This window comes from Roseovarius sp. AK1035 (assembly GCF_003288315.1).
GTDB lineage: Bacteria > Pseudomonadota > Alphaproteobacteria > Rhodobacterales > Rhodobacteraceae > Roseovarius > Roseovarius mucosus_A.
In genome coordinates this window covers 3,114,217-3,132,868 of record NZ_CP030099.1, presented here as the reverse complement: position 1 = coordinate 3,132,868, position 18,652 = coordinate 3,114,217, and the positions used below count along the sequence as shown (strand labels likewise).

The window sequence follows — 18,652 nt, the reverse complement described above, 5'->3', positions numbered from 1 at the left end:
CCTGGACAGTCTAGGAAAAAGCGACGCACTGTCACGCGGAAACCGGGGGGCGCATGCCAACACATTCAGAAACACGTGTTCTACGCTACACGGCTGAGCAGATGTATACGCTTGTCGCTGATGTGGCCAGCTACCCGCAATTCCTGCCGTGGACGGCGGCCGCGCGGGTGCGATCCGTGCGCCCGCAAGACGATGGGTCTGAAATCATGGAGGCGGATCTTGTGATTAGTTTCAAGGTGTTCCGTGAACGCTTTGGCAGTCGCGTTGTGCTCTGGCCCGAGATGCGGCGGATTGAGACCGAATATCTGGAGGGGCCATTTCACCACATGCGCTCGAACTGGGCGTTTCACGATGTCGAAGGCGGGTGCGAGGTCAGCTTTGATGTGGATTTTGCCTTCAAAAACAGGTTGTTGCAATCGGCAGCGGATCTGTTTTTCTACGAGGCGATGAAGCGGATCGTGCGGGCCTTTGAGCAGCGGGCACAAGAGCTGTATGGCGCTGCATGAATTATGGGCGACAAGTTACTCATTTAAAGCGATAAAAAGCATTTTCAAAGCGTGGTCGCGCGCGTTTTCACGAACACCGCTGCGGCCCAGAGGGCCAAACTCAACCGTTTCCGTTTTGGTCGGGTGGCCCGCCATCGCGAGGCCAAAGCAAACGCGACCTTCGGGTTTGTGCTCGGACCCGCCGGGGCCTGCGATACCGGTGATGGATACGGCGAGATGGGCGGTGCTATGGCTGAGGGCCCCTTGCGCCATTTCCTGTGCCACCTGCTCTGAGACTGCGCCATAGGTGGCGAGCGTGTGCTCTGACACGTCTAGCATCTCGATTTTCGAGGTATTTGAATAGGTTACAAAGCCACGTTCAACCACAGCAGAGGAGCCGGGAACATCGGTCAAGGCGGCGGCCACCATGCCGCCTGTGCAGCTTTCTGCGGTGGCGATCATGAGGCCGCGCGTGCTGGCGAGTGTTAGAATTTCGTTTGTGATCATAGGTCTAGAACCCCGTGATAGAATCCTGCGGCCAGCAGCACACAGAGGGCTGCGGCAAGGCCTGCGAGGATATCATCAAGCATGACGCCAAGTGCGTCATTGCGGCGGTCAGCCCAGCCGATGGGGCCGAGTTTGGTTATGTCGAAGAACCGAAAGGCGACGAATGAAAAAACAAAACCTGGCCAAAGGCTTAGGAGGTCAGCCCCGGCATGAGACGCCCCAATCGACACTGGCAAAAAGGCAAGCCATTGGCCGGCCACCTCGTCGATCACGATCTCTGACGGGTCGTGGTTATCTTTTCCTTTTGTTTCCAGATGGGTAGCCCACCATCCTAAAGCGAAGGCGAGTACAATTCCCACGAGGAGGAGGGCGGGACCACCGGCCAGATGTAGCACCCATGCCACAGGCAGAGCCGCAAGAGACCCCCAAGTGCCTGGAGCTGGGCGCAGGTGGCCCACGTAAAAAAACGTGCAAATCAGATGGGTTAGGCGCATGTCTTGACCAATGTCACAACGGCCTGCGCGGCAATGCCTTCCTCTCGTCCGGTAAAGCCAAGGCGTTCGGAGGTGGTGGCTTTGACGGAAATCCGGTCCGGCGCAATGCCGGTGATCTTGGACAAAGCGGCCTGCATGGCGGGGGCATGGGGCGTTATCTTGGGCCGTTCACAGATAAGAGTGACATCTATGTTATTGATTTTAAATCCTAACTCGGATGCCAATGCAACAGCATGACGCAAAAAATTGTGGCTGTCGGCCCCTTTCCATTGGGGATCGCTGGGGGGGAAGTGGCGGCCAATGTCGCCCTGCGCCAAACCACCATATATCGCGTCTGCGAGAGCGTGGAGCCCTACATCCGCATCGGAATGGCCTTGCAGACCGCGATCATGGGGGACGGCCACACCGCAGAGCATGCAATGGTCGCCGGGGCCGAAGCGATGCACATCAAAACCTGAGCCGACACGTATATCCATCTGATTTCCAAGTATTTTCTCGGCACGCGCAAAGTCGTGCGGGTGGGTGATCTTGAGATTATCCTCATCGCCGTCGAGGATGGCAACCTTTATGCCTGCGGCGCGGGCCACGGCAACATCATCGGCGGCGTCGCCTTCATGCGCCTGATGAGCGGCAAGGATAGTTTTGAAATCAAAGGCTTGCGGCGTTTGGGCGCGGTAGAGGCCGGTGCGGTCGCGGGTGCCGGTTACCTCGCCTTCGGCCCCAATCCAGAGCGCATCTGTGACGGGCAATGCCGGGGCCAGTGCGGGCAAGTCGGTGTTGGCGATTTTGTAAGCTATGTAAGCTATGTAAGCTGATTTTGTACAACAGCGCGCGACATCGTGGATAAGCACGTGATCGGGCGGGTCGCTTGCCAGCGCTTCGAGCCCATTTCGGACCGAAGAAGACCGGGTTGCACCGCCGGTTGTGACCGTGATCCGGGGATGAGGGGCGAGCTGGCCGAGGTCGTCGGGATGGAGCACGACCAAGATGCGGTCGATTCCATCGGCACCCAGAAAGGCGTCGAGCGTCCAGTCGATCACGCGGCGGCCCAGAAGGGGCTGCCATTGCTTGGGGCAGTCCCCGCCTGCGCGGGTGCCACGACCGGCGGCGACGATGAGGGCGGCGGTTGTCATGCCTCTTGATTAGGGCGGGTTTTATCCAAGCGCAATGGCTGAGCATCTGCCTATTTATTAGGCGTTACGTCGCGCTGCGACTGTTATTTGGGCCTGTGATCATTGTTTGACACAGGGTTCACGGGTAGAACCGAGGTTGTGCACAAGGATTAGGCAGGGACATGCTCAGGATCGCGGACAAGGCTTTGGCGACACCGGTTCTTTTGGCGCCAATGGCGGGAATCACGGACCTGCCGTTTCGCAACGTGGTGGCGAGCTTTGGCGCGGGGCTTGTGGTAAGTGAAATGGTCGCCAGCCAAGAGATGGTGCAGGCCAAACCCTCGGCACGCGGTAAAGCGGAATTGGGCCTCGGGGCCGAAAGCACGGCGGTGCAACTGGCGGGCTGCGATGCGCAGTGGATGGCAGAGGCGGCGCGGGTGGTTGCGGATCACGGCGCGCGGATCATCGACATCAACATGGGGTGCCCGGCCAAGAAGGTGGTGAGTGGCAGCGGATCTGGCGCATCGGGCTCGGCCTTGATGCGGGATCCGGATCATGCGCTGCGGCTGATCGAGGCGGTTGTTGGCGCTGTTGATGTGCCGGTGACGTTGAAAATGCGCCTAGGTTGGGATCACGATTGCCTGAACGCGCCGGAATTGGCGCGGCGGGCAGAGTCGGCGGGCGTGGCGATGGTTACGGTGCATGGGCGCACGCGCTGTCAGTTTTACACAGGAGCCGCCGATTGGGCGGCAATTTCGGACATTGTTGCGGCTGTTAACATTCCAGTCATCGTCAACGGCGATATTGTCGACAGTGCCACGGCTCGCAAGGCGGTGGCACAGTCGGGGGCGGCGGGTGTGATGATTGGCCGGGGCGCGCGTGGGCGGCCTTGGGTCTTGGCAGAGGTGGCGGCGGCGATGGGGCAGGGCGCGGCCCCCTTGGTGCCGCAGGGGGCGGCCTTGGCCGATCTTGTGGCGGGGCATTACGAGGCGATGCTCGGCTTTTACGGGGGTGACCTGGGCCTGCGCGTCGCGCGCAAGCATCTGGGTTGGTATATGGATGCGGCGGGCACGGGTGATCGCCTGCGGCGGGCGGTGCTGACGGCGCGCACGCCTGCTGTGGTGCTGGAGCACTTGCCCGAAGCGATGGAGGCGCGGGCAATGGACGCGCGGGCAGCAGCATGAGCGGGGAGGATGCGATCTGGACCTCGCTGCCGGTGCCGGCGATCCTGCTTGATCCGCAGGACCGCATCGCGGGGATCAACCCGGCGGCGGAAGGGTTCATGATGTCGTCGTCACGGGCGCTGATGGGACAGCCGGTGTGGGACAAGCTGGCGGTCAACGCACCGCTGGAAGAGGCGTTCGAGCGGGCGCGGGCGAATGATGCCCCGCTTTTTGTCAATGATGTCGATGTGGGCACGGGCGAGCGCGCGCCGATGCAGTGCAATTTGCAGGTGGCACCGCTGACGGGCTGTCCGGGGCATATGATCATGCTGATCAGTCCGCGCGAGTTGGCTGGGCGCATGGTGCAGAACAGCAATGTGAAATCGGCGGCGAAATCGGCGATCGGCATGGCGGAAATGCTGGCGCATGAAATCAAGAACCCGCTGGCGGGCATTACCGGCGCGGCGCAGCTTTTGTCGATGACTTTGGGGCCAGAGGATCTGGAACTGACCGATCTCATCGTGAGCGAGAGCCGCCGGATCGTGAGCCTGTTGGAGCGGGTCGAGCAGTTTGGCAATATCAGTGCGCCGGATATGCGACCGGTCAATGTGCATGATGTGCTCGACCGTGCGCGGCGCTCTGCCATGCTGGGCTTTGCCGCGCATATGGCGCTGATCGAGGATTACGATCCATCGCTGCCTCTGGCGCTTGGCGATAGTGATCAACTGCTGCAGGTGGTGCTGAACCTTTTGAAGAACGCGGCAGAGGCGGCGCGGGGCAGACCCGGCACAATCCGTCTGCATACCTATTATGAACAGTCGCTCAGGGTGCGGCGGGGCGAAGGGCAGGGCAAGGCGCTCCCCCTTCAGATCGAGATCATCGACGATGGCCCCGGTCTGCCGCCAGAGATTGCCGATCAGGTGTTCGATCCCTTTGTTTCGGGGCGCGAGAATGGGACGGGGTTGGGCTTGGCCTTGGCGGCCAAGATCATTTCGGACCATGACGGCTGGATTTCGGTCAATTCCGTGCCGGGACGCACGGTGTTTCGGATTTCGTTGCAACGGGCAGCGGACGCAACCAAGGAGGCTTGAGGATGGATGGCACGGTACTGGTCGCCGATGACGACCGCACGATCCGCACGGTTCTGACGCAGGCGCTGACACGGGCGGGGTGCCGGGTGCATGCCACCTCGAGCCTGACCACGCTGATGCGGTGGGTCGGTGAGGGCAAGGGCGATGTTGTCATCTCGGATGTGATGATGCCCGATGGCAACGGCCTTGAGATGCTGCCCAAGATCGCGCAGGACCGGCCCGGTTTGCCGGTGATCGTGATTTCGGCGCAGAACACGATCATGACAGCGATCAAGGCGGCAGAGGCGGAGGCCTATGATTATCTGCCCAAGCCCTTTGACCTGCCGGACCTGATGAAGCGCACAGCGCGGGCGCTTGAAAGCCGGGCACGGCGGCCCATCCGCGAGGTCGAGGTGGAGCGGCCCGAGGAATTGCCGCTGATCGGGCGGACCACTGCGATGCAGGCGCTTTACCGGGTGGTGGCGCGGATCATGAATACCGATCTGCCGGTGATGATCTGTGGCGAGTCGGGCACGGGGAAATCGCTTATTGCCAAGGCGATCCATGATTTCTCAGACCGTCGCACGTTGCCTTTTGTCACGGTCACGCCAGGGGATTTGCGCGAGCTGGATGGGCCATCGCGGATCATGGCGCGGGTCAAGGGGGGCACGATCGTTCTCGACGAGGTGACGGATCTGCCGCTTGAGGCGCAGGGCCGGGTGGTGCGGATGATGGATGCGCCGGGCGATCATGTGCCGCGGTTCATGGCCACAAGCCGGGTGCCGCCGGGGCAGGCGCTGGAAGAGGGGACCTTGCGCGAGGATCTTTATTATAGGCTGAGCGGGGCGGTGATCGACGTGCCAAGTTTGCGGGCACGGGTTGAGGATATTCCGCTGTTGGCAGAGCATTTTCTGGCGCGCGACGAGCGGGATGGACAACCCGCGCGGCATCTGTCGGAACAGGCGGCCGAGCTGATGCGCGCCTATAGCTGGCCGGGCAATGTGCGGCAGTTGGAGAATGCCGTGCGGCGAATCGGGTTGACCGCAATGGCAGAGGAAATCAGCCGGACCGAGGTTGAGGCGGTGCTGGGAAATCAGCCGCGCGCCGAGCCGGTGATGCGCGAGGGGCGGGGCGAAAGCCTGACAGCGTCGGTTGCGGGGCATTTGCGGCGGTATTTCGATCTGCATGGCGATGCCTTGCCGCCACCGGGGCTATATACTCGCGTTTTACGGGAAATCGAGCTGCCTTTGATCGAGATTGCCTTGGATGCTACGGCGGGCAATCAGGCGAAATGCGCCGATCTGCTTGGCATCAACCGCAATACGTTGCGCAAGAAGATCACCGATTTGGATATTAACGTGACACGCCGCCGCAAGTTGATGTAAAACTGCAACAGGGCTGTTGCTGAACGGGGGCTTGTGCCCTCTGACAGCCCATATGTTGCGGGGAAGCAGATGCAGCCCCACGAGGGAATGGGGGGTGTGCGTGGCAACGCAGACACGCGGGTTCAGGGGCAGACGGTTGTCGTGGGAGGGTGTGAGCCGCCTGCGCCGGTTGCAGCGTCTTCAGAATGGGGCAACGCTGAGCCTTGTGCTGTTGGGTCCTGTGCTGGCGCTTGCGACCTATCTTATGATGGGGCCGCTTGATCAGGGGGCCACGTCGAACGGGCTACGGCTGGTTCTGCTCTGCGACATGATCTATGTGTTGATGGTGGCCGGGCTGGTCATGCAGCGCGTGGCGCGGATGGTGGCGGCGCGGCGCAGTCGCTCGGCGGGATCACGGCTGCACCTGCGGTTGACGGGGGTGTTTGCGCTGATGGCGCTGTTGCCCACGATTACCGTGGCGGTGTTTGCGACATTGTCGGTGAATATGGGCCTAGAGGCGTGGTTTTCCGAGCGTGTGGGCCGGGTGGTGGACAGTTCCGTTGCAGCGGCGCAGGCCTATGAAGAGGAACATCGCCGCGATCTGGAGACGGATATTCGCGTGCTGGCGCGGGTGATCAATGCCACCAAACGCGCCGCCGTATTCATGACGGATGGGGATATTCGGCAAGTTCTGTCCTCTGGGCAGCGCGAGATTCAGCGGGGGCTGCGCGAGGCCTTTGTGATTGATGGCACGGGCGAGATCCGGGCCCGCGGTGAGCGGTCGTATCTGTTTGACTATGAGCGCCCGACGGCGGCGCAGATTGCCGAGGCGCAGGCCGAGGGCGTGGTGGTGATCCGGGATTGGGAGAATAACGAGTTTCGCGCGCTGATGCCGCTTGAGGCGTTGCCCGACCGGTTGCTTTACGTGAGCCGCACGGTGGATGGGGCCATTTTGAACCTGCTGGATGAGACCAAGGAAACCGCGAATTTCTACAAGCAGCGCGAGAGTGAGCGGGGGCGGGTTCTGTTTGAATTCGGGCTCTTGTATCTAGGGTTTGCCGTGATCCTGATCCTTGCGGCGATCTGGCTGGGCATGTGGTTTGCCGAGCGGCTGTCGCAACCGGTTGGGCGGCTGACCTCTGCGGCGCAGCGTGTGGGCGAGGGGGATCTGGATACGCAGGTGCGCGAGGAGGAGGGCGACGACGAAATTGCGCAACTCAGCACCTATTTCAACCAGATGACGCGGCAATTGAAGGGGCAGCGTGAGGCGCTCTTGACCAATACGCAGCAGATCGAGCGACGGCGGCGGCTGTTTGACTCGGTGCTTGGGTCTGTGTCATCGGGCGTTGTGGGATTGGATGCTGAGGGGCGCGTGACCTTTGTCAACCGTGCGGCAGAGCGGTTGCTGGATTGGTCCGAGGATCAGCAATCGCTGGCGCTGAATGCGGTGGTGCCGGAATTTGGTGCGCTGTTTGATCGGCTGCGCATGGTGCCGGGCGGATTTGTGCAAGAAGAAATCAAGGTGATGCGCGGCACGCGGCAGGAAAATTTGCTGGTGCGGATGTCGACCCGGATCAGCGAGGCGGGCACGCGCGAGGGCTATGTGGTGGCGTTTGACGATGTGACCGATCTTGTGAGCGCGCAGCGCATGGCCGCATGGGGGGATGTGGCGCGCCGGATTGCGCATGAAATCAAGAACCCGCTGACGCCCATTCAATTGAGCGCTGAGCGGATCAAGCGCAAGTTTGCCAAGCAGTTGCCGCCCGAAGAGGCGCAGAGCCTCGAGCAATTGACCGATGTTGTGGTGCGCCAGACCAATGATCTGCGTCGGATTGTTGACGAGTTTTCCAAGTTTGCGCGGATGCCAGAGCCGGTGACGCAGCAAGAGAGCCTGAGTCAGGTGTTGCGCGAGGTCGTGCTATTGCAAGAGACTGGGCAGCCGGGGGTTGTGTTCGACCTGCGGTTGGATACGGCACCGCTTAGGGCAGATATTGACGCGGCGATGATCGGGCAGGCCCTGACGAATTTGGTGAAGAACGCCGGGGAAGCGATTGAAACGCTTCAAGAAAAAGGAGCGCCAGACGGGCATCGCCCAACGATTCGGATCGAGAGCGGAATCGAGGAAGACCGCGCCGTGATCCGCATTTCTGACAATGGGATCGGGTTGCCGCAGGACCGCGCGCGGCTGTTCGAGCCCTATGTGACGACGCGCGACAAGGGCACAGGTCTTGGCCTGCCCATCGTGAAGAAGATCATCGAAGAGCATGGCGGAACGTTGGTGCTGGTCGATGCCGAACCGTTCGAGGCGGGGGCACATGCAGGGGCGATGGCCGTGGTCAGCCTGCCGCTGGTTGTGCAAGACACTGTAGAGGCCAAATTGGCTGTTTGAGGGACCGATGAGTGATATTCTGATTGTCGATGACGAGCGTGATATTCGAGAGTTGATCTCGGATATTCTGGAGGATGAAGGCTATGCCACCCGTCGGGCGGGCAATTCTGACGAGGCGATGGCAGCGATTGCCGCGGAACAGCCGGGCCTCTTGATCCTCGATATCTGGCTCAAGGATAGCCATATGGACGGGATCGATATCCTCAAGACGGTCAAACGCGAATATCCGGATGTGCCGGTGGTGATCATCTCGGGCCATGGCAATATCGAAATCGCCGTCGCGGCGATCAAGCAGGGCGCCTATGACTTTATCGAAAAACCGTTCAACATTGATCAGTTGATGGTGGTGATCCGGCGCGGCATGGAAACCAGCCGGTTGCGGCGGGAAAATCAGGCGTTGAAGCGGCGGGAAACGGCACCGTCGGAGATGTTGGGCGAGGCTTCGGCGTTTCGGGCGCTGATGGGGCAATTGGACAAGGTGACGAAATCCAACGGCCGCGTCATGCTGTCGGGCCCTGCGGGGGCCGGCAAGGAATTGGCGGCGCGCTATATTCATGCCAATTCGGCGCGCGCTTCGGCACCGTTTGTCACGGTTGGCTGTGCCTCGATCGCGCCGGAGCGGATGGAAGAGGTGCTCTTTGGTCGCGAATCTGACGAGAGTGGCGTGGTGCCGGGCCTGTTGGAAGAGGCCAATGGCGGGGTGATCTATTTTGACGAGGTTGCGGATATGCCGATGGGCACGCAATCCAAGATTTTGCGGGTATTGGTGGATCAGACGTTTTTGCGGGTGGGGGGCAGCAGCAAGATTCAGGTGGATTTGCGGGTGATCTCTTCGACCAGCCGGGATCTGGAAGCGGAGATTGCCGCCGAGCGATTCCGGCGGGAGCTGTTTCATCGGCTGAATGTCGTGCCGATTGCGGTGCCGAGCCTCGAAGAGCGGCGCGAGGATATTCCGGCGCTGGCTGAGCATTTCATTGCCATGTTCCACAAGACCCAAGGGCTCGCGCTGCGGTCCCTGAGCGAGGAGGCGGCGGCGCTGTTGCAGACGATGCGCTGGCCGGGGAATGTGCGGCAGTTGCGCAATGTGATCGAGCGGGTGTTGATCTTGGGCGAAGGCAGCGGGCCGATTGCGGCGCGCGAATTGCCCAGCGAGAGCAGCGGGCCGGTTGACGAGGGGCGTGTGGTGTTGTCGGGGGCGATTGCCACCATGGCCCTGCGTGAGGCGCGCGAAGCGTTCGAGCGGGAATATCTGCTGACACAGATCAACCGCTTTGGCGGCAATATCAGCCGCACGGCGGAGTTTGTGGGCATGGAGCGCAGCGCCTTGCATCGCAAGCTGAAATCCTTGGGCATTGTGACCGGGGCCAAGGGTTCGGGGCGCGGGGACGAGAGTGAGGATTTTGAGGCATTCGGATAGAATGATCTGGGCGTTACGTATGAATTGGAAAAATATTCGTATTTGAGCGGCGTTGTAGTATCTTGATGGGATGACATCCCGCTGACCGGACGATGCGTCTTATTCGCGCGCGCGGCTGCGAAATAGGGGCGGATGTCTTGTTGTTACGCTATGCCGGGCCTAGGTACGGCGTCAGAACATCAAGGGGAGATCACCATGTTTGACAGCTTTAGAAAACTGGGACTGGCGGCGGCGCTGGCTGTAGCACCGCTCACCGCGATGGCGCAATTGGGGCCGCTCACCAACCCGGAGGAGGTGACGCAGGCGCAGGCGACACAAGAGGCGATCGTGCTCGATATTCGCCCCGGTGACGCTTATGAGGCCGGGCATATTCCGGGGGCGATCCCGGCACCTTATGGGCTGTTTCGCGGACCGGCCGACAATCCCGGACAAATCGTGCCCGAAGACAAGATGACCGAAGTTCTGCGCAGTCTGGGTGTGACGGCGGGACGGCCCATTGTGGTTGTGCATCAAGGCAGCGATCAGACCGATTTTGGCGCGGCAGCGCGGGTCTATTGGTCGCTCAAGTCGAGTGGGCTGACGGATCTGGCTATTCTCAACGGTGGTATGAACGCCTGGGAACAGGCGGGCAAACCGACCGCGACGGGTGCAGCAGGGGCAATCACCCCAAGCGATATAACTGTGACCTATGATCCGACCTGGACCGCCACGCGCGAGGATGTGAAGGCGATCATCGACGGCAAGGACAGCGCCGAATTGATCGACGCGCGCCCCGAAGCGTTCTGGAAGGGTGAAACCAAGCATGCCGCGGCCACCCAACCGGGCACCTTGCCGCAATCGCGGTATTTCACGCATGACCGTTGGTTCGGGAATGATGAGCCGTCGCTGATCAAGCCGGACCTGATCCGCGAGTTGGCAACGAAAAACGGGTTTGAGGCGGGGGATCGGCTGGTTTCTTTCTGCAACACCGGGCATTGGGCCGCGACCAACTGGTTCGCCCTGAGCGAAGTGGCGGGCATTGAAGGGGTGCGGATGTATCCCGAATCTATGGTCGGCTGGTCGAATGCGGGCTATGACATGGCCAATGTGCCGGGGCTGTTCCAGAATCTGCTGAACAAGATCACCGGCAAATACTGAAATAACACCTGATAGGAGCCCCGCGTGAGCCAAGCCGCTTCTGCCGCGATGTCGTCCTCACCCGGCGCTCTGTCGCGCCTTTTGGCTCTGGCCGCTGTGGCGGCGGTGGTTCTGGCGGTGGCCCTGTTCGCAGGGCCCCGCTATGGTCTTTTGCTGCTGATCGGGCTTGGCTTTGGTCTGGCGCTTGAAGGGTTTCGCTTTGGCTTTACCGGGCCATGGCGGCGGATGATCCTTGAGCGGGATGCCTCGGGGTTGTTGGCACAGCTTATTTGCATTGCCCTTGTGGCGAGCGTTGCCTTTCCGCTTTTGGCGGCGAATGGGGCAGAGCTGAAGGGTGCGCATGCGCCGATTGGCGTGGCGATGATCGGCGGTGCCTTTGTGTTCGGCGCGGCGATGCAGATCGTTCTGGGCTGTGGATCGGGCACGCTGGTCAATGCCGGGAGCGGCAATGCCATCGGCGCGGTGGCGCTGCCATTCTTTGCCATTGGCAGTTTTGCGGGCGCGTATCACCTGACATGGTGGACCAATCTGGGCAGTCTACCGGTCGTCGCGCTGTCGGGCGGGCAGGGGTTGGCGATCACGATGGTGGGTCTGGGCGCAGTCGCGGCCCTTGCCCTGATGGTGGGCAAGCCCGGCTCTTATCGCCTGCCTGCGCGGTATTGGGGGGCAATTCTGGCACTTGCGGGGCTGGCGATCCTGCATCTGGTGGTGGCGGGGCAACCTTGGGGCGTGGTTTACGGCTTGGGTCTCTGGGTGGCCAAGGTGGTGGTGGCCGTGGGGGGCGATCTGTCGGGATCGGCGTTCTGGTCGGCACCGGGCAATCAGGGGCAGGTGGCGGCAAGTGTGCTGACGGATGTGACCTCGCTCACCGATTTCGGATTGATCGGGGGGGCGGCGCTGATGGCGTGGTGGCGGGCCGGTCTCGCCTCGCCGGTGGGTGTTCTGCCTGCGCGGGCCTGGGCTGCGGTGATCATCGCGGGGCTGGTGCTGGGCTATAGTTCGCGGCTGGCCTTTGGCTGCAACATCGGCGCGTTTTTCAGCGGTATCGGCACCGGATCGGCGCATGGCTGGGTGTGGTTTGTCGCGGCCTTTGCCGGGTCTTGGGTGGGCGTGCGGTTGCGACCCTTTTTGGGGTTGGAGGCGCGCAAATGATCCGGGCGCATGTGACAGGTGCAGTGCTGGTGCTGATCGTCGCGATTGTTGCGTTTGATGCCGGGACGGCAGAGCCGCTCAATCCCTATACCGCGCCGCCGATGCTGGCGCTTGGCTCTGGCATGGCGGCGGCGGGGGCGCATTGCGCCGCACCGCCGCCGAAATAAACCCCGAGACAGTTAGCCCCCGAGAAAGCCCATCGGATCGACGCTGTCGAACCCGTCGCGCACCTCGAAATGCAGGGCGGGGGTGCCGGTACGACGGATCTCGGCCAGCTTTTGGCCGCGTGTCACGCTATCGCCTTTCTTGACGGTCAGACCTTCGACATTGGAATAGACGGTCAAGAGCGAGCCTGCGTGTTTGACCACGATGATCGGGATGCCGTTGGTATCCTCGGTGATGGCGGCGACGGTGCCCGCATCAGCGGCCACGACCGGCGCGCCCGGAGCGGCGGAGATGTCGATGCCATCATTGCGGCCCTTGGCATATTCACGGATGATATCGCCCTTGACCGGGAAGGCCATGCGCGCGCTCGTGGTCTTGGTTTCGGTCTTGCCCAGATCGGGAGCGGCGATTTTCTCGACCGGCGCGGCCTTGGGGGTTGTGACCTCGTCGGGCAGCGGTTTGGAGGCGCTCGGCGGGGTCGGGGTGGGCGTGCCTGCGCCGGGGGGCGTGACGGCGACCACATCCGCCTCGTCAAAGGGTTCGGTTTTCTCGCCCGGAAGCGCCACCGGGATCAGCAGGAATTGCCCCTCGCGCACCGCGAAATCCGGGCCTAGCCCGTTCCAATCGGCCAAGCTGCGGATCGAGACATTGTAGAGCCGGGCGATGGAAAAGGCGGTTTCGCCGCGCTCGACCTTGTGGCGCACGGGTTCTGCGCCGACCTGCGCCGGGGCTGTGGCGGTGCCGGGCGTTGCGGGAGGCAAGGCGGTGGCGGTCACAGTCTGGGAATCCGCGCGGCGGATCGCACCATCGGCGATGCTGCCGATGTCGACGCCGGAGGGCGATTGGATCGGGCCGCCCAAGGGTTCGGCGACGCGGCCGGGCAGGGCGATGATTTCGCCTTTGCGCAGGGGATCGCCGGTCTGCACGCCGTTGAAGCGGGCAATCTCTCCGGGGTCGGCCCCGATGCGGCGGGCAAGGCTGCCGACGGTATCGCCACGCTCGGCCACGGCGACCTGATAGCCGGGGTAAGAGATGATGCCGCGCGCATCGGGTTGTGGGCGCGGGGCGGTGGCATTGCGTGCCGCCTCGGCGGTGCTGGGGGCATTGCCAAAAGCGCCGCGCATGTCGAGATCCAGCGGTTTATCACAGGCCGCCAGAGCGAAGGCCATCGTCGCCAGAAGCGGTGCGGAGCGGGAAAATTTGCGCATCTCGATCATCCTCTTGAGTGGTCCCTTGTTGGCCGGGGCCTTGGGTTTACTGTTACTTTACGACGCCGTGGGTCACCGTATTCAGTTGTCATTGTGTTCAGTTGTCACCGTGGTCACCCATCGCGCCCCAGCCCCTCGACCAGAGGGACAAAGCGCACGGGGCGCAATTCGTCATAGTCAAACCCGGCCTCGTGCCGGGTTACGCGGATCAGCCGCTGCACGGCATCGGACTGGCCCACGGGCACAACCATGATACCCCCGATCTTGAGCTGGGCCAATAGGGGGCCGGGCGGGTCTTCGGCGGCAGCCGTAACGATTATTCGGTCAAAGGGGGCCTGATCGGGCAAGCCAAAGCTGCCATCGGCGGTGAGCGCGGTGATATTCGTCAGATCGAGGGCGCGAAAAATCTCGGACGCCTCTGTGACCAGACGTTTGTGACGGTCCACGGTATAGACACGGCGGGCCAACTGGCTGAGGATCGCGGCCTGATAGCCCGATCCGGTGCCCACTTCGAGCACCTTGTCGCGGTTCGTGACCTTGAGGGCCTGCGTCATCAGCCCCACCACAGAGGGTTGGCTGATGGTCTGGCCACAGGCGATGGGCAGCGGCATATCCTCATAGGCGCGCTCTGCGAAGTAGCCCCGGATAAAGGGGCCACGGTCGATCTGCTCCATCGCGGTCAGAACCCGCGCATCGGTCACGCCCTTGGAGCGCAGGGCAAAGAGAAACTGCATCTTGCGTTCGGCGCTGCTGTGATCCTCGTCGTCGGTCATTCGATCGCCTTGAGCGCCTCCAGCGCGTCATGGGCGGTAAGATCCGCGCGCATCGGGGTGACGGATATATAGCCTTGCAGGTTCACATCGGCATCTGATCCGGGGCTGGTGGGCTCGTTCTGGGGCGCGCCCGTGACCCAGAGAAAGCGCCGACCGGATGGGGCGACATGCGGTTCGACGCCAAAGCCCATGTCCCGGCGGAACCCTTGGTGTGCGGCGCGGATGCCCTTGACCCCGGAGGCAGGAAAGGGCGGAAAGTTGATGTTGTAGAAGATGCCGTAATCGTCACGTGTCCAGACGCCTTTATCCAGCAGGCGCTTTAGTGTGGGCAGGCCGTGCACGCGCGCCGCCTCGAATGTGTCGTCAAGATCGCGATTGGCGGGGCCGTAATATTGGCTGAGGGCCACGGCGGGCACGCCTTGCAACGCGGCCTCCATCGCGGCACCGACGGTGCCAGAATAGACGGCGTTTTCTGCGGCGTTGTTGCCGCGATTGACGCCCGAGAGCACAAGATCGGGGCGGGCGTCCTTCATCACGTCATGCAGACCTGCGAGAACGCAATCAGCGGGGCTGCCTTCGGCGGCGTAGCGACGCTCTGCCATTTTCGAGATCATCATCGGGCGCGTATAAGAGATGCAATGCCCGACGCCCGATTGTTCAAAGGCGGGGGCCACTGTCCAGACTTCGCCATCTGGACCGGCGAGCGCGTTGGCGATTTCGTCAAGGACAGCCAGACCGGGGGCGTTGATGCCGTCGTCATTGGTGATGAGAATACGCATGTGCCTGCCCTTTGTTTTTGTCTGGTCTCTGTCTAACGGGCGCGGGCGCGGGCGGCAAGCATGGGACGCCGGATCAGGACAAGGCCGCCATCAGGCGCGCTGCCTCGTCCCGCGGAGAGGCGAGACCCTCGCGGTCTTCACCGGGGTGAAAGCGGGCGCGGGTGGCGGTTGGCATGGGGGCCGGTGCCAAGATATGCACGCGCGGGCCGGTTTTGGCGGTCTCGGCTTGCCAAGAGCGCGCGAGCGCGATTTGTGAGGCTTTTGTTGCGCCATAGGCGCCATAGAATTTTTCGCCTGCGCGGGGATCGTCAAAAAACACAGCCTGACCATCTGTGCCCAGAAGCGGCGCGATGAAAGGGATCAGGATGCCGGTGGCGGTGACGTTGCAGGCCACGGATTTGGCCCAATCCCCCTCAGAGAGATGCGCGACAGGGGTCAAGGGGGCGGCATGGACCGCCGCGTGAACCCATGTTGCAACAGCGCCCCAGCGGTCGTGGATCGAGCGGCACAGCTGCGCCATGGCCCCGGTATTGGTGATGTCCATCGGGGCCAGCGTCGCCTGACCGCCTGCGGCCTGAATGCGGTCATCCAGTTCCTCAAGCGCGCCAGTGGTGCGGGCGACCGCGACGACGTGATGGGTTTTGGCCAAGGCTTCGGCCATGGCGGCCCCAAGGCCGCGCGAGGCGCCGGTGACAAGGGCGATCGGGAGGGGTGTGCTTGTGTCCATATAAGGGAAATCCCACCAGTTGCGGGGCAATTCAAGGGCAATCGCTTGACTTTCTCGCGCATGCAGCGAAAAAGTCGTGCCAGAGACATAACAGAGGGACGCGAACCATGCGCGATACAGTTTTGACCAAGGCCGTGATCGGTCACGACACAGTGCTCCGGAAGGTGGGGCTGGTTCTAGGCGGCTCTTTCCTGATTGCTGTGGCGGCACAGATCAGTGTGCCGTTCTATCCGGTGCCGCTCACACTTCAGACGCTGGCGATCCTGATGGTCGGGTTGACCTTTGGCTCGCGTCTGGGTGCGCTGACGCTGCTGGCCTATCTGGCTGAGGGCGCGATGGGCCTGCCGGTGTTTGCAGGTGGCTTGAACGGTGTGGCGTTGATGGGGCCGACCGCCGGTTTCCTTTTTGGGTTTGTCGCCATGGCCTATCTGGCCGGTCTTGCGGTCGAGCGTGGTCTGGCGCGCGGCGTCGTATCCACGGCGCTCTGTGGCATGGGCATTTCGGCGCTGCTTTATATTCCGGGGCTTGCATGGCCTGCGGCGATGCTGGGCAAGAGCGCGGATGCGCTGTGGTCGGGGTGGATGGCACCCTTCCTGCTGGGCGATGCGGTCAAGGCTGTGATCGCGGCGATGATCGTGACCGGGGCAACCGTGCTGATCCGCGCGCGCAAGGGCTGAGCCGCGCGCCAAGCGTACAACGTCAAAGAAACGCCGCCTCTGTAAAAGGGGCGGCGTTTTTCTTTGGGTGCATAGGATCAGGAGGCGGGCAAACTGAGGCGTTCGCTGCGGCCTGCGCGGGCGAGGATCACGACCCCTTCGCCAATGGCGGCGACGGTCGCGCTGCCAAGGTCTGTGCCGACCTCGACGGTGTGGACCGCGCCCTTTACGCGCAACAGCGCACGGGCATGGGACGGGCCGTGCAATGTGCCCAGCAGAACAAGCCCGGCATCGGGCAGAGCGCCGCGCAGGGTTGCGGCCTCTAATGTGGCGAGAGGAGTTTCTGTTTGATCTGTCACCCTGTGCCTCTTTCGTAAGATACTTTGGGGGCATCTAGACAGGGCAGGGGGCAGGGAGAAGGGGGGCCTGCGCGCATCGGCAAGGAGTTGCCGCAACGCAGCATTTCACGCGCAATTATCCGCTCAGCCGGGTTTCAGGGCTGAGCGGAGCGGTTTTATTCGGCGGCTTTCAGCGCGAAGCCTTTTTCGATCATGTCGGAGGGGGCCACCGGGTATTCGCCCGAGAAGCAGGCATCGCAATATTGCGGGCATTTGGCATTACGCCCGCCCGCTTCGCCCACGGCGCGATAGAGACCGTCGAGCGAGATGAACTTGAGGCTGTCCACCTGCAAGTGATCGCGCATCTCATCCTCGGACATGGTGGCGGCGAGCAGTTTTTCGCGCTGCGGTGTGTCGACCCCGTAAAAGCACGGCCAAGCCGTGGGGGGCGACGCGATCCGGAAATGCACCTCGGCGGCACCGGCATCAAGGATCATCTCTTTGATCTTGCGGCTGGTGGTGCCGCGCACCACGCTGTCATCCACGAGGATGACGCGCTTGCCCTCGATCAGGGCGCGGTTCACGTTGAGTTTGAGGCGCACGCCCATGTTGCGGATCTGTTCGGTGGGTTCGATAAATGTCCGGCCCATGTATTGGTTTCGGATGATCCCCATTGCAAAGGGAATGCCCGATTCGTGGCTATAGCCGATGGCTGCAGGCGTGCCGCTATCGGGGACGGGGCAGACCAGATCGGCATCAACCGGGGCTTCACGCGCCAGTTCCACCCCGATTTGATGGCGGGTTTCATAGACTGAGCGGCCACCGATGATGGAATCGGGGCGCGAGAAATAGACATGCTCGAAGATACAGAAGCGCGAGGATTGGCGGCGGAATGGAAAATGGCTTTCGACGCCGCTTTTGGCGGAAATCACCACCATTTCGCCGGGCTCGATCTCGCGTACGAAGGTGGCACCGATGATGTCGAGCGCGCAGGTTTCCGAGCTGAGCACCCAGCCTTCGCCCAACTGACCCAAGACCAGCGGGCGCACGCCCAAGGGATCGCGCACGCCGATCAGTTTGGAGCGGGTCATGGCGACCACGGAAAAGGCCCCCTCGACCCGGCGCAGCGCATCTTCCATCCGTTCGGGGATGTTGCGTTGCAGCGAGCGGGCCATGAGGTGAATGATACATTCCGTGTCCGAACCGGACTGAAAGATCGAGCCGCGCTCGATCAGTTCCTTGCGCAGCGCGATGGCGTTGGTGATGTTGCCATTATGGGCAATCGCCGCCCCGCCCATGGAAAACTCGCCAAAGAAGGGCTGCACATCGCGGATGGCGGCCCCTTTGGCCCCGGCGGTGGAATAGCGCACATGGCCGATAGCCAGCGGGCCGGGCAGGGTTTCCATCAGCGATTGGCTGGTGAAGTTGTCGCGCACATAGCCAAAGCGGCGCACGGAATTGAAACCTTGGTCGGGGCAATGGCTGACAATGCCGCCAGCCTCTTGGCCACGATGTTGCAGGGCATGCAGGCCGAGGGCTACGAAATTGGCCGCGTCGGTCAGACCGATCACGCCAAATATTCCGCATTCCTCCTTCAGCTTGTCATCGTCGAAGGGGTGGGCGGGGGGCATATGTTTGGGCAAAGCGGGCAGCTCCGAATCCATGGATATCGCTTGGGCGTGTCATACGCGCTCAGGCGACGCATGTCACGAAACT

At 62.3% G+C, this 18,652-nt stretch carries 19 protein-coding genes; 10 read left to right on the top strand and 9 right to left on the bottom strand.

The window, feature by feature from the left end; translation table 11 throughout:
* Positions 1-53: 53 nt before the first annotated feature.
* Positions 54-506, top strand: a complete 453-nt coding sequence (locus tag RAK1035_RS14925) for a type II toxin-antitoxin system RatA family toxin (RefSeq protein ID WP_083803319.1) — start codon at positions 54-56, stop codon at positions 504-506.
* Between the two features lie 15 nt (positions 507-521).
* Here the strand turns inward: RAK1035_RS14925 and RAK1035_RS14920 are convergent, their stop codons facing one another.
* Genes RAK1035_RS14920 through RAK1035_RS14910 form a run of 3 tightly spaced genes read right to left on the bottom strand, consistent with a single transcriptional unit; the run spans position 522 to position 2,619 of the window.
* Positions 522-992 carry a CinA family protein gene (locus tag RAK1035_RS14920; RefSeq protein WP_008280947.1) on the bottom strand — a complete coding sequence of 157 codons (471 nt, stop codon included), beginning with the start codon at positions 990-992 and terminating at the stop codon, positions 522-524.
* Positions 989-1,486 (bottom strand): phosphatidylglycerophosphatase A family protein, encoded by a 498-nt coding sequence (locus RAK1035_RS14915; protein WP_008280946.1) that lies wholly within the window; start codon positions 1,484-1,486, stop codon positions 989-991. Before RAK1035_RS14915 ends, RAK1035_RS14920 begins: the two co-directional genes overlap by 4 nt.
* Positions 1,477-2,619 (bottom strand): bifunctional 2-C-methyl-D-erythritol 4-phosphate cytidylyltransferase/2-C-methyl-D-erythritol 2,4-cyclodiphosphate synthase, encoded by a 1,143-nt coding sequence (locus tag RAK1035_RS14910; protein ID WP_008280945.1) that lies wholly within the window; start codon positions 2,617-2,619, stop codon positions 1,477-1,479. Before RAK1035_RS14910 ends, RAK1035_RS14915 begins: the two co-directional genes overlap by 10 nt.
* A gap of 161 nt (positions 2,620-2,780) precedes the next feature.
* Here RAK1035_RS14910 and dusB point away from each other — a divergent pair, with 161 nt between their 5' ends.
* From dusB to RAK1035_RS20410, 8 genes are all read left to right on the top strand, one after another.
* Positions 2,781-3,782 carry a tRNA dihydrouridine synthase DusB gene (gene dusB / locus RAK1035_RS14905; protein WP_008280944.1) on the top strand — a complete coding sequence of 334 codons (1,002 nt, stop codon included), beginning with the start codon at positions 2,781-2,783 and terminating at the stop codon, positions 3,780-3,782.
* Positions 3,779-4,852: a two-component system sensor histidine kinase NtrB gene (locus RAK1035_RS14900; protein ID WP_008280943.1), complete on the top strand. Its 1,074-nt coding sequence runs from the start codon at positions 3,779-3,781 to the stop codon at positions 4,850-4,852. The genes dusB and RAK1035_RS14900 overlap by 4 nt, the downstream gene beginning before the upstream one ends.
* Positions 4,853-4,854: 2 nt before the next feature.
* Entirely contained in the window at positions 4,855-6,216 is a 1,362-nt protein-coding gene (locus tag RAK1035_RS14895; RefSeq protein WP_008280942.1) for a response regulator, read from the top strand.
* A gap of 52 nt (positions 6,217-6,268) precedes the next feature.
* Positions 6,269-8,584: an ATP-binding protein gene (locus RAK1035_RS14890; protein ID WP_441346847.1), complete on the top strand. Its 2,316-nt coding sequence runs from the start codon at positions 6,269-6,271 to the stop codon at positions 8,582-8,584.
* 7 nt (positions 8,585-8,591) lie between these two features.
* Positions 8,592-10,001, top strand: a complete 1,410-nt coding sequence (gene ntrX, locus RAK1035_RS14885; RefSeq protein WP_008280940.1) for a nitrogen assimilation response regulator NtrX — start codon at positions 8,592-8,594, stop codon at positions 9,999-10,001.
* A gap of 195 nt (positions 10,002-10,196) precedes the next feature.
* Positions 10,197-11,138 carry a sulfurtransferase gene (locus RAK1035_RS14880; RefSeq protein WP_037297623.1) on the top strand — a complete coding sequence of 314 codons (942 nt, stop codon included), beginning with the start codon at positions 10,197-10,199 and terminating at the stop codon, positions 11,136-11,138.
* A 48-nt stretch (positions 11,139-11,186) separates the two neighbouring features.
* Entirely contained in the window at positions 11,187-12,290 is a 1,104-nt protein-coding gene (locus RAK1035_RS14875; RefSeq protein ID WP_008280938.1) for a YeeE/YedE family protein, read from the top strand.
* Positions 12,287-12,457, top strand: a complete 171-nt coding sequence (locus RAK1035_RS20410) for a hypothetical protein (RefSeq protein ID WP_008280937.1) — start codon at positions 12,287-12,289, stop codon at positions 12,455-12,457. The genes RAK1035_RS14875 and RAK1035_RS20410 overlap by 4 nt, the downstream gene beginning before the upstream one ends.
* Positions 12,458-12,469: 12 nt before the next feature.
* On the opposite strand, the gene RAK1035_RS14870 is transcribed toward RAK1035_RS20410, so the two are convergent.
* The 4 genes from RAK1035_RS14870 to RAK1035_RS14855 all read right to left on the bottom strand — a co-directional run bounded on the left by RAK1035_RS14870 (position 12,470) and on the right by RAK1035_RS14855 (position 15,942).
* Positions 12,470-13,672, bottom strand: a complete 1,203-nt coding sequence (locus RAK1035_RS14870) for a M23 family metallopeptidase (protein ID WP_008280936.1) — start codon at positions 13,670-13,672, stop codon at positions 12,470-12,472.
* Between the two features lie 104 nt (positions 13,673-13,776).
* Positions 13,777-14,436 (bottom strand): protein-L-isoaspartate(D-aspartate) O-methyltransferase, encoded by a 660-nt coding sequence (locus RAK1035_RS14865; protein ID WP_008280935.1) that lies wholly within the window; start codon positions 14,434-14,436, stop codon positions 13,777-13,779.
* Complete coding sequence (gene surE, locus RAK1035_RS14860; RefSeq protein WP_008280934.1) at positions 14,433-15,215, bottom strand: 5'/3'-nucleotidase SurE; 783 nt, start codon at positions 15,213-15,215, stop codon at positions 14,433-14,435. The genes RAK1035_RS14865 and surE overlap by 4 nt, the downstream gene beginning before the upstream one ends.
* 73 nt (positions 15,216-15,288) lie before the next feature.
* Positions 15,289-15,942 carry an SDR family NAD(P)-dependent oxidoreductase gene (locus RAK1035_RS14855; protein ID WP_008280933.1) on the bottom strand — a complete coding sequence of 218 codons (654 nt, stop codon included), beginning with the start codon at positions 15,940-15,942 and terminating at the stop codon, positions 15,289-15,291.
* Positions 15,943-16,049: 107 nt separating this feature from the next.
* Here RAK1035_RS14855 and RAK1035_RS14850 point away from each other — a divergent pair, with 107 nt between their 5' ends.
* Entirely contained in the window at positions 16,050-16,619 is a 570-nt protein-coding gene (locus tag RAK1035_RS14850) for a biotin transporter BioY (protein WP_008280932.1), read from the top strand.
* Positions 16,620-16,696: 77 nt separating this feature from the next.
* On the opposite strand, the gene RAK1035_RS14845 is transcribed toward RAK1035_RS14850, so the two are convergent.
* Together RAK1035_RS14845 and purF are read right to left on the bottom strand one after the other, a co-directional pair.
* Positions 16,697-16,957: a hypothetical protein gene (locus RAK1035_RS14845; protein ID WP_008280931.1), complete on the bottom strand. Its 261-nt coding sequence runs from the start codon at positions 16,955-16,957 to the stop codon at positions 16,697-16,699.
* A gap of 155 nt (positions 16,958-17,112) precedes the next feature.
* Positions 17,113-18,567 (bottom strand): amidophosphoribosyltransferase, encoded by a 1,455-nt coding sequence (purF, locus tag RAK1035_RS14840; RefSeq protein WP_037297727.1) that lies wholly within the window; start codon positions 18,565-18,567, stop codon positions 17,113-17,115.
* Positions 18,568-18,652 lie beyond the last annotated feature (85 nt).